This is a genomic window from Streptomyces shenzhenensis, assembly GCF_021462265.1.
Lineage (GTDB): Bacteria > Actinomycetota > Actinomycetes > Streptomycetales > Streptomycetaceae > Streptomyces > Streptomyces shenzhenensis.
The window spans coordinates 77078-90689 of sequence record NZ_JAJONF010000016.1; the positions used below are offsets into that span (position 1 = coordinate 77078).

Below are 13612 nucleotides of genomic sequence, written 5' to 3' on the forward strand. Positions count from 1 at the left end.
AGGGCTCAGGCCGAAGTCCCAAGGCAGCGCTTCCGCTTTCCGGGGGATGCTCCCCTCATGTGGGCCCGCTGATCACTGGCGTACGCCATCCTGGAAACCGGCGCCGGGACTCCGGCCCGCCGCGACATCCCTGGTCTTACGAGGTGCACACCACGTGAAGTCACGATCAACACTGACGGCATGGCTGGGCAGCCTCGACGCCTCTCGGCTGGCACGCGTACTCGGGACGCGGAAGGATGCCGTCTCCCCTCCCGAGCCGCGCTCAGTGGGAGAACTGGCGGACCGGCTTCAGCGCCCGGGATCGGTGGCACTGGCCCTGCCGCGGCTCGCGCTGCCGCATCTCCAGGTGGCCGAGGCGCTGGCGGCGCTGGCGGCGCCCGCGGCGCGCGATGCCCTGGCGGAACTGCTGGGAGTGGTCGGCGAGGAATCCACCCGCGAACTGGACGCCGTGCTGGAAGTGCTCGCCGATCACGCTCTGGTCTGGCCGGACGGCACCGGGCGGCTCCGTATGGCCGGACCCCTGCGGCAGGCCTGGGACACGCCCCTGGGGCTGGACGCGCCGCTGGAGCAGCTGCTCGCCGGCGCGACCTCCGACGAACTGCGCGGCATGCTGGCGGCACTGGGCCTCAAGCCGCCGGGCACCAAGCCCCAGCGACTGGCCGCACTGGTGGGACACCACAGCGACCCGGAGCAGGTTGTCTCGGTGGTCTCGAAAGCCCCCGCGGCGGCCCGGAAGCTGCTCGACCGCCGAGCGGAGGGTGTGTCGGGGCAGACCCGGTTCGTCGTGTTCGGCGCTCTCGGCCCCGGTCTCGAACCGGGCGAGCGATGGGCGCTGGAGCGGGGACTCCTGATCCAGGACCGTCACCGCCACGGTCCGGCGCGCATGCCGGCCGAGGTCGCGCTCGCACTGCGCGGACCGGGCTGGCACGCCCCGTTCGAACCCGTCCCGCCTGCCACGCGCCTGGCGTCCATCACCTCGACCGAGGTGGACCACGAGGCGTCGGCCGCGGCCACGGCGTTCGTGTCGCACGCCGCCTCGGTTCTGTCGGCCTGCTCGGCGACCGCGCCCGCCCGGCTGAAGTCCGGCGGGATCGGCGCGCGTGAACTGGCCCGCATCGGCAAGGCGGTCCAGACCGACGACGCCGTCGTACGCCTCACCCTGGAGACCGCGTACGCCGCGGGTCTCCTGGGCCGGGACGGCGATCGCGTCGCACCCACCGACGCGTATGACGCCTGGGCGGAACAGGAGCCCCCGGAGCAGTTCGCCGTACTGCTCCAGGCCTGGCGGAACCTGCCGCTCACCCCGACCCAGGCACGCGACGAGGACAACAAGGCGCTTCCCGCTCTTTCGGGAGCACCGCCCTGCGACGGCTGCGCGCAGGCTCGCCACGGGCTGCTGGCCGCAGCCGCGCGGCTGCCGGCAGGACAGGGTGCGACGGCCACCTCGGATCTGGGGCCCCTGATCACGTGGTACCGCCCGCTCGCCCACTCGTCGCCCTCGGACGGAACACCCTTCGCCGCCGTGATCCGTGAGGCCGAGCTCCTGGGCGTACTCGCCCGCGGTGCCCTGTCCGCCCTCGGCATCCACCTCGCAACCGGCGACACGGAGGGGCTGGGCATCGAGTGCCGGCGACTGCTGCCCTCGGCCACCGCGACGGCACGGATCGGCGCGGACCTCACCGCCGTCGTCACCGGCACACCGTCCGCGCGGCTGGCCTCACTCCTGGACTCCGTCGCCGACCGCGAGACCAGCGGCACGGCATCGGTGTGGCGGTTCGGCGCCGCCGGCATCCGGCGGGCCCTGGACGCGGGCCGTCGCCCCGAGGACATCACGGCCGACCTGGCCGCCGTCGCCGCCGGGCCCCTGCCGCAGCCCCTGTCGTACCTGATCGCCGACACCGCCCGCGGCCATGGGCGGGTGCGCATAGCCCCCGCCGCCTGTGTCCTCCACAGCGACGAACCCGCCCTCCTGGCCGAACTCGTCGCCCACCGCAGGCTCGCGCCGCTCGGACTGCGACAGCTGGCACCGACGGTGCTGGTCAGCCGCAGCCCGCTCGACACGACTCTCGGCGCGCTCCGGGCCGAGGGATACGCCCCCGTCGCCGAGACTGCCGAGGGCACGGTACGGATCGAGAAGGCCGAGTCCCAGCGGGCCGCCGCCGCTGTGCCGGCTCCGCGCGGCACCGGCGCGAGGGGCAACGGCCGGGCCAACGCCACAGCCGCGGCGAAGGCATCCGCCGTGGCCGACCCGAGCATCCTGGCCGCCCAGCTGCTGCAGGCTCCGCCGACGCCTCCCGAACCCGCGCCGTTCGACGGCGGACCGGCCTTCGCCACGGACACGGAGGAGATCGTCGCAGGGTGGGCGAAACGCCTGCCGTACAGCGACGTCCGTCAGCTCGCCCATGCCATCGACGCCGGTGAACCCATCACCGTCGAGTACGTCGCCGCCTCGGGAAACCGGACGATGCGCACCCTCAGCCGCCTCATGCTCGACCCGCCCTACCTCGAAGCGTGGTGCCATCTGCGGGACGACGAGCGCGTTTTCACCCTCTCCCGAATCCACGGCGTCATGAGTCCCATGCCCGAATAGGGGCCGAACAGGGGGCCGTTGCTCTTCCTCGGCTCGGTCAAGTGGGGCAGGGGCCGGAAGCTGAACCCCTGGTCGCGGTTCGGGTTCCGAAGGGCGACCGGGTACAGTCTCCGCTCATCTCTGGAGGGACTGCCGCCGTCGTACTTGTCCGGGCCGTTTTTCTCGTCGGGGCGGGCGAACGGGGGACCGGAATGGATGAGGAGTGGGGTCGGTGAGCGGCGACGAGCGGGTGGGACCGCCCAGTTTCGGCACTGAGCGGGACACACTGCGGGCTTTTCTCGACTACCACCGGGCGACCCTCGCCATGAAGTGCGAGGGGCTCACCGACGAGGAGTTGCGGCGGCGGTCGATGCCGCCGTCCACGTTGTCGCTGCTCGGTCTGGTGCGGCACATGGCGGAAGTGGAACGCGCCTGGTTCCGCCGGGTGTTCGAGGACCAGGGCGCGCCCATGGTGTGGTCCGACGAGATCGACTTCCAGGCGGCGTACGACGCGAGCGGGTCGACCAGGCAGGAGGCGTTCGCCGCCTGGGAGGCCGAGGTGGCGACCTCGCGCCGTATCGAGCGTGCGGCCGGCTCCCTGGACCAGGCCGGATACCAGCCGAGGTGGGAGGAGGAGGTGTCGCTGCGCATGGTGATGCTGCACGTCCTCCTGGAGTACGGCCGCCACAACGGGCACGCCGACTTCCTGCGCGAGGGCGTCGACGGGACCGTGGGCGCCTGAGCGGGCAGGCGCCCACGGTCGGGGTTCGGCTAGGCGGCGATCCGGATCTTCTTCGTCACCGTCACCTGGTCCAGGTCGGACACCCTTACCGTCACCGACATCGTCCACTCGCCCGCGATCGGGAGGTTGACGGAGTCGGCGGCCCAATAGCCGCCGCGGTCCGTCACGTTGGCGGGCAGGGGACCGATCTTCTGGGCGGCGAGGGTGAAGGAGAGGCGGAGTTCGGGAACGGAGGAGATGCCGCCGTCGGGGCCGAAGGCGACCGCCTGCACCGAGTTCGCGCCGACCCGGCCCGGGTCCAGGGTGATCTGTACCTTGCCGTGGCCGTTCGGAGTGCCGACGTCGAAGGGGACGACGGCGACGGCGGCCGCGGGGATGCCGGTCGTGCCCGGCGCCGTACCCGACTCGGCCGCCTCGGCCGCGGCCCGGCCGGGCAGGGTGCCGGTGAGGATCGTGGTGATGCCCAGGACGGCGACGCCGACGGCCACTTCGGTGAGGATCGAACGGCGCAGGGCGGCCTGGTGACGGCCGGTGGAGGTGGCGGGCGGTTCGTCCGGGCTTGACGGTTTGCCGAGGGGGGACGGTTCGGCCACGGGTGGTGGGTTCTCGGCAGTCGGTGGGTTCGCCGGGGCCGGGGCGCCGACCGGCAGGGGGACGCGGTCGGGGGTGGGCACGGCCGGAGCCGTTGCCGTCGCCAGTTTCGCCGTCCAGCGGCGGGACCGCGAGGCCGCCGCCAGCAGCAGGGTCACCGCGGCCAGTTTGAGGAGGAGGAGCCGGCCGTACGACGTGTCGGTGAGCGCCTGCCAGGAGCCGAGGCCGCGCCAGGACTGGTAGACGCCGGTGCCGACGAGGACCGTCACCGCGGCGAAGGCCACGCGGGAGAAGCGGGCGACCACGGCGGCGGGCAGGGGCGTGGCGGAGCGCTGGAGGGTGATGAGGAGGGCCGTGAGGCCGCCCAGCCAGAGCGCCATGGACAACAGGTGCAGCACGGAGGACGTCATCGCCAGCGGGACCTGGATGCCGGCCGAGGCATGTTCCGCCGCCGCCCAGGTCAGGGCCAGGGCGAGGGAGAGGACGGCGGCCGTGGCGAGGAGGGGGCGGGACGGGCGGGCCCCGTTCACGCGCTTGCGGAGGACGAGGTACAGGGCTGCCGTGAGGGCCAGGAGGGCCACCCGGGTCAGCAGGGCGAGGCCGGGGCGGCCGGTCGCGGACTTGGCGAGGGCGGAGAGGTCGAAGGCCGTCGCCGGGGAGGTGCCCTCCTCGTACGGGGAACGGAGGACGAAGAGGAAGAGGGTGGAGGCGAGCAGGGCCCACCAGGCCGCGCGGACCGGTCGGCGCAGAGGGGCGGGGTCCGGCGGGCGGCAGACGGCCATGAAGGCGACGGCGCCTATGAGCAGCGCCACGGCTGTGTACGCGACGTAGCGGCCGATGTTGTAGAGGCTGCCGGTGACCGGGTTCTCGTCGGCCCCGATGGCGACGGTCGCCCTGGTCGCCGACGGCTTGCCCACGGAGAAGGTGAGGGCGCCGGAGATGGGGTGACTGTCCGCCGAGACGATCCGCCACGCCACGGTGAACGTGCCGGTGCGGAGTTTCTTCGGGAAGGTGATCCGGGCGGTGTCCGAGCCGGCCGGGCCGTGTTCGGCCTCGCCGGTGGTCACCCGGTGGTTGGTGGGGTCGTACACCCGGAACGAGTCGTCGAGGAGGCCGACGGACTCGGTGAAGGTGAGGGTGATGGACCGGGGCGACGACTTGAGTACGGCGCCGTCGGCGGGGTCGCTGCCGCGCAGGGCCGCGTGCGCGGCCGCGGGGGTGGCAGAGCCCAGGAGGAGGGCGGCGAGGAGAGTGCCGAGGAGCGCGAGGGCGCGCAGGGTCCTGTTCCCGTGGTTGCCGGTCGGCGTCACCCGCCGCTTGCCGTGTCCTTCGCTCACGTCACCCGCTCCGAGTTCGGAAACACGCGTTCCCAGGTCGTACGGCTGAGAGGTCTGTGGCGCTCATTCTTCTGCGGGATCGGCGGGATCTGCGGGTCGGCGGGGGGCCGCGGCAGCGCCGCCGCGCGGACGCGATCAGCCCCCTGCCAACTCGTATCCCCCGCCGACCCGCCTGGTGCGGCTCCGCACCCCTGCGCGGGGCACCTCACCACGTCGGGCGCGCCGACACGCCGCCGTCGGCCACCAGGTCGTGGCCGGTGATCCAGGACGCGAGCGGCGAGGCCAGGAAGACCACCGCGTTCGCCACGTCCTCCGCGCTCCCCAAGCGGCCCGCGGGCACCGCCTCCTGCCATCGCCGCACCCCCTCCGGCCAGGCCTCCGCCGGCCCTTCCCGGTCGATCAGGCCCGGGGAGACCGTGTTGACGCGGATGCCGGAGCGGCCGTATTCCAGGGCCGCCGCCCTCGCGTGCATGACCACCGCCGCCTTCGCCGTGCTGTAGTGGGCGTGGCCGGCCAGGCGCCGGGCGATGACCCGCCCGATGCCGCCGCTCGCGCCCGTGACCAGGGCGGTCTGTCCGTCCAGCAGATGAGGCGGATGAGGCAGGTGGGTCTTCATGGGCGGCAGAGTTCCGTGATGCGGGCGGCTTCGGACGGGTAACGCGTCGTGAGGTGGGCCGGGTCCCCGTGTTCGTAACCCTCGAAGGTGAATCCGGGGGCCATCGTGCAGCCGAAGAGGGTCCAGGCGCCCGGGGGTGCCACGCGGGCGCCCATCCAGGTGCCGGCCGGGACGGTCAGCTGGATGTGCTGGCCGCCGAGGAGGTCGGGGCCCAGGACCGGGGTGCTGGTGGTGCCGTCGGGGGCGAGAAGCAGGAGGTTCAGGGGGTCGCCCAGGTAGAAGTGCCAGATCTCGTCGGTGGGGAGGCGGTGCAGGGCCGAGTGGTCGGCGGCGGTGAGGAGGGCGACGATGGCGGTGCCCTCGGGGCGGCCGTCGGCACGTGCGGGACCGGCCCAGGTCTGCCGGAACAGGCCGCCTTCGCGGGGGATCGGCTCCAGGCCGTAGAGGGCGATGAGGTCATCGGGGGTCGGTGTCGGGAAGGACATCTTGGAAGGCTACCGGCCGGGTGAGAAAAGCCAGTTGAGTGTGCTTTTCGGGCAGGTGGACGTCGGGGAGGTCGATCTCGGGGAGTACGACGGCGGGGCCGGGCTCGAAGCCGTGGCGCCGGAAGCGGGCGATCGCCTTCTCGTTGCGGACGTCGGGGTCCACGACGATGCGGTGCCGGCCGGGAGCGCGCAGGACGTACGCCGTGAAGGCGCTCAGCAGGGCCTGCGTCCAGCCGGGGCGGGGGCCGTCGGGGCCGGCCGGGGCGAGGAGGACGTGGATGCCGATGTCACCGGGGCGGACGTCATAGCACTCGCTCACCCGGTCGGCCACGGGGTCGTACGTCTGGAGCAGCCCCACCGGGGTGCCGCCCTTCTCGCCGGGGTGGGTGAGAAGGGCGAGGTATGCGTGGTGGGTGTCGAGGGCGGCCATGTGGGCGTAGATCCCGGCGACCTGGGAGCGGGTGAGGCCGGTCATGCCCCAGAAGGCGGCGCGTTCCGCACTGACCCAGGTGTGGACGACGTCCGCGTCGCGCTCGGGGTCGAGGGGACGCAGGCGGACGGTGCCGAACCCGGGGGCGGGGTGTTCGAAGGCAGGGTGGTGCTCGTGCTGCTCAGACATCGGCGTCCTCCGCGCGTTCTGTCAGGTGTACGCGTTCCAGGCGGGTCCAGTCGGTGACGACCGGCGCCAGTTCTCCCTTGAGCCACAAGGGGAGTTGGTCGGTGTGGTGCGGTGCGCCGGGGACGCCGTCGGCGCCGGACGGGACCACCCAGAGGCTGTCCTCGCGGTGGGCCAGGTCCCAGACGTAGCGGGCGGCGGGGCCCCGCGCGGAGCGGTCGGTGAGGCCGGGGACGGCGGAGGTGCACAGCACGCAGTCGTGGTCGCCGGACAGCGCCGGTCCCTCGGACGGCGACGGGTCGGGCAGCGCCCGCCAGGGGGCGAGGCGGTGGGTGTCCCCCCAGGTGCCGGCGGGCAGGTCGGCCGCGACGTCCTCCACGGCCGCGCGGACGGCGGCGGGGCGGTCGACGCCGTACAGCTCATCCGCCCTCAGGAGGTGTTCGAGGGCGAAGCCGATACGGGGGGTGAGGGCCAGCCACGGGAGCAGGACCTCGGGGTGGGCCGGGGGTTCGGCGAGGGCGGCGAAGGCGGGGCGGGCGTGGGGCGTCCCTATGAGGGGCCGGCGGCGTTGGCGGGTGCCGGTGTGGGGGAGGGGGGTCCCGTGGTTTCCGTGGCTTTCGCTGGGCCGGTTTCCGAGTTGTCCGGGGCCGCGGTGATGATCGGGCCCCGCGGGGTTTCGAGTACTTCGATGCGCAGCGGGGGGTTGCCGGAGATTTCGATGGTCTCCGTGTGTTGTTCGACCGGGGTCCAGGCGCCGTCCGGGGCGAGGGCCTGCACGCCGGTCTCCGTACGCCGCAGGCGCTCCCGGTAGACGTCCTGGTAGTCGGCCATCGCGTTGGTGACGGACCAGGCGACCGTGCCCGTGTGGGCGAAGTGGGCGATGCCGGGGACGCCCGGGACCGCCAGGCCGACGACGTCGAAGTCGGGGCAGGAGAGACGGATCTGCTGGTAGATCCCGGGGGCCTCGATGAAGCGGTGGGGGTCCCCGGCGAGGAGGGCGTGGCCCGTGGTGGTGCGGGAGCCGGCGAGGAGCCAGCCGTTGCTGCCGGAGGTACCCGGGCCGTCGGTGGCGAACAGGGGGATCGCCACCTCGCCCAGGTGCCGTACCGCCTCCTCGCGCCACAGCTTGGCCGGGAAGCCGGCGAACAGGATGCGGGTGGTCAGCCAGATGCCGAGAGGATGCCACGGCTCCCAGGTACCGGGGGCCAGGCCGGTGCGGGCGAACTCGGGCGCACGGGCGGCGCCGGCCGGCAGGCCCTCGTTGACGCCTGCCACGTACGCCCGTACCCAGTCCGCCGTCTCCGGGTCCCGTCTCTCCAGCGCCTCGAAGCAGCGGCTCGCCGTGTCCGCCAGGCGGGCCCGGCGGGCGAAGACGTCCCAGGCGACGGCCTCGGTGCCGAGGAAGGACGCCGACGTGCCCTGCGCGCGGTGCCGTTCCACCTCCAGTTGCCAGGCCCGGTCATGGGCCGTGACCCGGCCCTGCGCTCTGGCGAGTTCGCGGACATCACCCGCCCGCAGATGCGGGATGCCCCAGGCGTCGCGGTACGTCTCGATGGCCACCCGATGACCCCCTTGTATGAGGTTAGCCTTACCTAAGCAACTTGCGGAGGGATCGTACGTGAGGGGAAGCCGGACGGGAGGGGCGGGGGAGGCCCGCACCCTCGGTCGCGCGAAGCCGGTCCGCGCGCGGGATCATCGAGCCATGGACGCCAACGCCAACGCCCCCGCCCTGCGCCTCGCCCAGGACCCCGAGGCCGACGAACTCCTCAGCCGCAGCAGGCTCGCCGCGCTCACCGGCATGCTGCTCGACCAGCAGGTGCCGATGGAGTGGGCCTTCAAGGGGCCGGCGACCATCGCACAGCGCATGGGTACGGACGATCTGGACGCCCATGAGATCGCCGCCCAGGATCCGGAGGCGTTCGCCGCGCTGCTCTCCGAGAAGCCGGCGGTGCACCGGTACCCCGGTTCCATGGCGAAGCGGATCCAGCAGCTGTGTCAGTACCTCGTCGAGCACTACGACGGTGACGCCGAGGGCGTCTGGCGTGACGTCGACAGCGGGACCGAGCTGCTCAAGCGGCTCCAGGAGCTGCCGGGGTTCGGGAAGCAGAAGGCGCAGATCTTCCTGGCGTTGCTGGGCAAGCAGCTGGGGGTGACGCCGAAGGGGTGGCGGGAGGCCGCGGGGGCGTACGGGGAGGCGGCGGCGTACCGGTCGGTGGCCGACATCACCGGGCCCGAGTCCTTGGCGAAGGTGCGGGCCCACAAGCAGGAGATGAAGGCGGCGGCGAAGGCGGCGAAGGGCGGGGGCAGCGGCAAGCAGGACGGGGTCACCTGATCAGCCGCTCCCTGCTGGCCCGTCCGCCTCCCCCGGTCTCAGCTGGAACCATGACCGAGCCCCCAAGCACCGGCGGCCCCGCCGACGACGACCGGAAGGCGCATGCCACCGGCACCGTTCGGCATGAGCCCGAACCGCCCTTCGAAGGACCGCTGCACGCCCTCTCCCGGGCCGCCTGGCAGATCGTCCTGGTCACCGGGATCGCCTCCCTGATCCTCGGTGTCCTGGTCCTCGTCTGGCCCGGCGCCTCGCTGCTCGCCGCCGGTGTGCTCTTCGGCATCTACCTGCTGATCTCCGGTGTCTTCCAGTTGGTCGCCGCGTTCGGCACGCACCGGGCGACCTCGCTGCGCGTGCTGGCCTTCATCAGCGGTGCGCTGTCGATCCTGCTGGGCCTCTTCTGCTTCCGCGGCCCCATGGAGTCGATCCTGCTGCTCGCCCTGTGGATCGGCATCGGCTGGCTGATCCGCGGGATCACCCAGACCATGGCCGCCGTCTCCGACTCCCGGATGCCCGCCCGGGGCTGGCAGGTCTTCCTCGGGATCGTCACGTTCATCGCCGGCATCGTGCTGATCGTCTCGCCGTTCAAGTCGGTCGCGGTACTCACCCTCGTCGCCGGCATCTGGCTGGTCGTCGTCGGCATCGTCGAGATCGTCACGGCCTTCGGCATCCGCGGCCGCGCCAAGCAGATCCCACAGACCCTGTGAACGCGGGCTTCGCGGGCGCCGGCTCCGCGGACGCGGGGCCGTCCGCTTCGTCAACCTCGCGCCCCGCCAGTACGCCGAGCGAGCGGATCTCGTGCCCAGCGCGATGAACACCGCCCCGAACAAGGGGACATGACCCCCATGAGCAGCGGTCGATCGAGGGGACGCCACCCGCGGCCAGGCCCCGCCTGGCCGCGGGCGCTCGTGCTGCTGCTCGTCCTGCTGCTGGCCGGCGTCCCGACCGCGGCCGAGGCGCTCGCGGCCGCCACCCCGGCCGTATCGGCGGAGAGCGTCGAGCACGACGTCCTGGACACCCCGCTACGGCCCCCCGCCCGCGCCGTCCACCGCGCCGACGTACCCCAGCGTCCCGCGCCGCTGACCGACCCGGCGCCCGCCGGCCCGGCGGACCACCGCCGTCCCTGCCCGCCGGCACCGCGTCCACCGGACGCCACGCCCCTCCTGCGCACCGTGGTCCTGCGCTGCTGACCGACCCGCTGTCCCGCATTCCACCCCCAGGTCAGTCAGCTCTACGCAAGGAACACAGTCATGTCCTCAGACCTGTACGCCGTCCTGCGCGCCCTGCTGCGCGCGGAGGCCGTTCGCAGCACGCCGAAGCCGGAGGAGACGAAGACGGCGGAGCCGCCGCGGCCGCGGCCGCAGGAGCAGAAACGCGGTTGACCGTGCGCAGGTGAGCGCGGCGGCCCGTGCGGGGCTCCGGCTCACCTGCGCCTGCGGGCCGTACCGAACAGCGACCGCGTGATCTCCCGGCCGAGCTGGGTGCCCACCGACCGGGCGAGGGACTTGAACATCCCGCTGCTGACCACCTGTTCGACGAGAGAGGGCTCTTCCTTCCGGTCGGCGGCGGCCCCGGCGGCGGCCTTCGGCTCGGCCGGCGCCCGCCGCAGCCTCTCGTACGCCGACTCCCGGTCCACAGCCTGTGCATAACGTCCGTGGAGCGCCGACCCGCGCACCGCCGTGTCCACCTCCGCCGCGGGCACCGGCCCCATCAGGGACTCGGGGGCCCGCAGCCGGGTCGCCGCGACCGGGGTCGGGGCGCCGGTCTCGCTGAGCACGGTGACCACGGCCTCGCCGGTGCCGAGCCCGGTGAGCAGCTCTTCGAGGTCGTACGACGACTTCGGGAAGGTCCGCACGGTGGCCCGCAGCGCCTTCTGGTCCTCGGGGGTGAAGGCCCTGAGCGCGTGCTGGACACGGTTGCCGAGCTGGCCGAGGACGTCGGACGGTACGTCCTTCGGGGTCTGCGTGACGAAGAAGACGCCGACCCCCTTCGAGCGAATGAGGCGCACGGTCTGGGTGATCGACTCCAGGAACGCCTTCGAGGCGTCGTTGAACAGCAGGTGCGCCTCGTCGAAGAAGAAGACCAGCCCCGGCCGGTCGGCGTCGCCGATCTCGGGGAGATCGTGGAAGAGGTCGGCGAGCAGCCACATCAGGAAGGTCGAGAAGAGGAGGGGGCGGTCCTGGACGGCGGCCAGTTCGAGGACCGAGACGATGCCCCGGCCGTCCGGTGCCGTACGCAGCAGGTCGGCCGTGTCGAACTCCGGCTCCCCGAAGAAGTCCGCCATGCCCTGCGCCTCGAAGGCGGTGAGCGAGCGCAGGATCACCCCGGCCGTGGCCGTCGACAGCCCGCCGATGTTCTTCAGTTCCGCCTTGCCCTCGTCGGAGGTGAGGAAGGCGACCACCGCCCGGAGGTCCTTGAGGTCGATCAGCTCCAGGCCCTTCGTGTCGGCGTAGTGGAAGACCAGGCCGAGGGACTGCTCCTGGGTCTGGTTGAGCTGAAGCACCTTCGACAGCAGCAGCGGGCCGAAACTGGTGATCGTCGCGCGGACGGGGATGCCGTGGCCGACGCCGCCCAGCGCGAGGAACTCGGCGGGGAAGCCGGTCGCGGTCCACTGCTGGCCGACCTCGCCCGCCCGGCCGGTGACCCTGTCGTTCGGCTGCCCGGGCCTCGCGACGCCGGACAGGTCGCCCTTGACGTCCGCCAGGAACACCGGGACACCGTGCGCCGAGAGCTGCTCGGCGATCAGCTGGAGCGTCTTGGTCTTGCCCGTGCCGGTGGCACCGGCGACCAGGCCGTGCCGGTTGAGCATGGGGAGAGGGATGCGAACGGGGACGTCGGGACGGCACCGCCCGTCCCAGAGCAGGGCACCGAGCTCCAACGCCTGACCGGCGAAGGCGTACCCGGCGGCGATCCCGGCGACCGCGGGGTTCTCGGCACCCGCAGGGTTCTCGGCGTCCGCGGGACCCTCGGCACCCACCGATCCCTCGACACCCACCGGGCCCTCGGCGGCCGCAGCGTCCTTCGCCGGGGCCGGGGCACCGGCCTTCTCGGCCTCACCGGCATTCATCATCGGACCTCCTGATACCTTTTAGACCGTTTGATGACCTTTAAGGCGTCTTTTCCAGCGTCGCACTCGGTCGCCATGGCTGCGCCCGGAACGTCTGGACCGGTAGGCTTTCCGTGTGATCTTCAAGCGCATCGGAAACGGCCGGCCGTACCCCGACCACGGCCGGGAAAGCACCCGGCAGTGGGCGGACGTCGCACCGCGCCCGGTCCGCCTCGATCAGCTCGTGACGACCAAGGGGCAGCTCGACCTGGAGACCCTCCTCGCCGAGGACTCGACGTTCTACGGCGACCTCTTCGCGCACGTCGTGAAGTGGCAGGGCGACCTGTACCTGGAGGACGGGCTGCACCGAGCGGTCCGCGCCGCCCTCCAGCAGCGTCAGGTGCTGCACGCGCGCGTACTCGAACTCGACTGACACCCGTCGGCCGCCCGGCATTTGGCACCGGTTGACCCTTTCGGGTTGGAGCGGGCACCGTCGGATGATCATCTATTAGTCAACGCACCCGTGGCGCACTACGCTGCGCTCATGAGCATGCTGACTCCCCCCGGCATGGGCGGCCAGTACCGGATCACAGGGGACAAATACCCTCGCATGCGCCCACGCCGGCGGCGTGCCCGGCTCGTCCTCTCCGTGGTCGCCTCCGTCACCGTGCTCGGCCTGGTCGGCTGGGGCACCCTGCAGCTCATCGACGTCTTCACCGGCGGTGGCGGAACCGCCTCGGCGGCCGGCGCGTCGGACGACTGCGTCAAGCGGGCCGCCGCCAGTTCGAGCCCCGCGGCCGGGGCCTCGGCCGGAACGTCGGCCACGGTGCTGCCGAAGCCGGCCCAGATCACGGTGAACGTCTACAACGCCACGACCCGCACGGGCCTGGCCAAGGACACCGCGGACGAACTGAAGAAGCGCGGCTTCAAGATCGGCGACGTCGGCAACGCGCCGGCGAAGTTCGACCAGAAGGTCAAGGGCACGGCGATACTGGTCGGCCCGGCCTCGGCCCTGAAGACCTCGCTCCCGGTCCTGGCCACCCAGGTGACCGCCGCCGGCCAGCGCACGGAGGCCGGCCGCAAGGGCACCGCCGTGGACCTGATCCTGGGCGACGCCTTCAAGACCCTGACCCCCCAGGCGACGGCCGCGAAGGCCATCACGGCCCTGTCCGCCCCCAGGCCGACGGCGTCGACGAAGAAGAGCTGCTGAGACCCGGGCACCGCAGGGCACCACCGCCGTGGCCGGTCACCGTGGTCACCGTGGCCGCGGAAGGCCCTGAA

The 13612-nt window shown here is 72.7% G+C and carries 14 protein-coding genes and 1 pseudogene; 8 read left to right on the plus strand and 7 right to left on the minus strand.

What is annotated here, in order from left to right:
- Positions 1–154: 154 nt before the first annotated feature.
- Both LQ326_RS21500 and LQ326_RS21505 read left to right on the plus strand, forming a co-directional pair.
- Positions 155–2590 (plus strand): helicase C-terminal domain-containing protein, encoded by a 2436-nt coding sequence (locus LQ326_RS21500; RefSeq protein ID WP_234538903.1) that lies wholly within the window; start codon positions 155–157, stop codon positions 2588–2590.
- 211 nt (positions 2591–2801) lie between these two features.
- Positions 2802–3311: a DinB family protein gene (locus LQ326_RS21505; RefSeq protein ID WP_234538905.1), complete on the plus strand. Its 510-nt coding sequence runs from the start codon at positions 2802–2804 to the stop codon at positions 3309–3311.
- 29 nt (positions 3312–3340) lie between these two features.
- Here LQ326_RS21505 and LQ326_RS21510 read toward each other — a convergent pair whose 3' ends face one another.
- The 6 genes and pseudogenes from LQ326_RS21510 to LQ326_RS48745 form a co-directional block, all read right to left on the minus strand.
- Positions 3341–5212, minus strand: a complete 1872-nt coding sequence (locus LQ326_RS21510; protein ID WP_234539026.1) for a copper resistance CopC/CopD family protein — start codon at positions 5210–5212, stop codon at positions 3341–3343.
- 232 nt (positions 5213–5444) lie between these two features.
- Positions 5445–5753: pseudogene (locus tag LQ326_RS21515) on the minus strand (SDR family NAD(P)-dependent oxidoreductase); the annotation flags it as partial.
- 98 nt (positions 5754–5851) lie between these two features.
- Entirely contained in the window at positions 5852–6340 is a 489-nt protein-coding gene (locus LQ326_RS21520) for a cupin domain-containing protein (RefSeq protein WP_234538907.1), read from the minus strand.
- Entirely contained in the window at positions 6312–6959 is a 648-nt protein-coding gene (locus tag LQ326_RS21525) for a GNAT family N-acetyltransferase (protein WP_234538909.1), read from the minus strand. The genes LQ326_RS21520 and LQ326_RS21525 overlap by 29 nt, the downstream gene beginning before the upstream one ends.
- Positions 6952–7335 carry a penicillin acylase family protein gene (locus tag LQ326_RS48740; protein ID WP_372496912.1) on the minus strand — a complete coding sequence of 128 codons (384 nt, stop codon included), beginning with the start codon at positions 7333–7335 and terminating at the stop codon, positions 6952–6954. Before LQ326_RS48740 ends, LQ326_RS21525 begins: the two co-directional genes overlap by 8 nt.
- A 170-nt stretch (positions 7336–7505) precedes the next feature.
- On the minus strand, positions 7506–8516 hold the full coding sequence (locus LQ326_RS48745; protein WP_372496913.1) for a penicillin acylase family protein: 1011 nt from the start codon (positions 8514–8516) through the stop codon (positions 7506–7508).
- Between the two features lie 142 nt (positions 8517–8658).
- Here LQ326_RS48745 and LQ326_RS21535 point away from each other — a divergent pair, with 142 nt between their 5' ends.
- The 4 genes from LQ326_RS21535 (at position 8659) to LQ326_RS47955 (ending at position 10667) form a co-directional block, all read left to right on the plus strand.
- On the plus strand, positions 8659–9288 hold the full coding sequence (locus LQ326_RS21535) for an HhH-GPD-type base excision DNA repair protein (RefSeq protein ID WP_234538910.1): 630 nt from the start codon (positions 8659–8661) through the stop codon (positions 9286–9288).
- Between the two features lie 50 nt (positions 9289–9338).
- Complete coding sequence (locus LQ326_RS21540; RefSeq protein ID WP_234538911.1) at positions 9339–9992, plus strand: HdeD family acid-resistance protein; 654 nt, start codon at positions 9339–9341, stop codon at positions 9990–9992.
- A 138-nt stretch (positions 9993–10130) separates the two neighbouring features.
- The gene (locus LQ326_RS21545; protein ID WP_234538912.1) at positions 10131–10475 is read left to right on the plus strand and encodes a hypothetical protein; all 345 of its coding nucleotides are present in this window, start codon (positions 10131–10133) and stop codon (positions 10473–10475) included.
- 60 nt (positions 10476–10535) lie between these two features.
- A complete protein-coding gene (locus LQ326_RS47955; RefSeq protein ID WP_268207356.1) occupies positions 10536–10667 on the plus strand; it encodes a hypothetical protein in 132 nt (43 codons plus the stop codon).
- Positions 10668–10708: 41 nt separating this feature from the next.
- Here the strand turns inward: LQ326_RS47955 and LQ326_RS21550 are convergent, their stop codons facing one another.
- The gene (locus LQ326_RS21550) at positions 10709–12352 is read right to left on the minus strand and encodes a helicase HerA-like domain-containing protein (protein WP_372496920.1); all 1644 of its coding nucleotides are present in this window, start codon (positions 12350–12352) and stop codon (positions 10709–10711) included.
- 115 nt (positions 12353–12467) lie between these two features.
- On the opposite strand from LQ326_RS21550, the gene LQ326_RS21555 reads away from it, so the two are divergent.
- Positions 12468–12764: a type II toxin-antitoxin system VapB family antitoxin gene (locus LQ326_RS21555; RefSeq protein ID WP_003999914.1), complete on the plus strand. Its 297-nt coding sequence runs from the start codon at positions 12468–12470 to the stop codon at positions 12762–12764.
- A 111-nt stretch (positions 12765–12875) separates the two neighbouring features.
- Positions 12876–13541, plus strand: a complete 666-nt coding sequence (locus tag LQ326_RS21560) for a LytR C-terminal domain-containing protein (protein ID WP_234538914.1) — start codon at positions 12876–12878, stop codon at positions 13539–13541.
- The last annotated feature ends 71 nt before the right edge of the window (positions 13542–13612 follow it).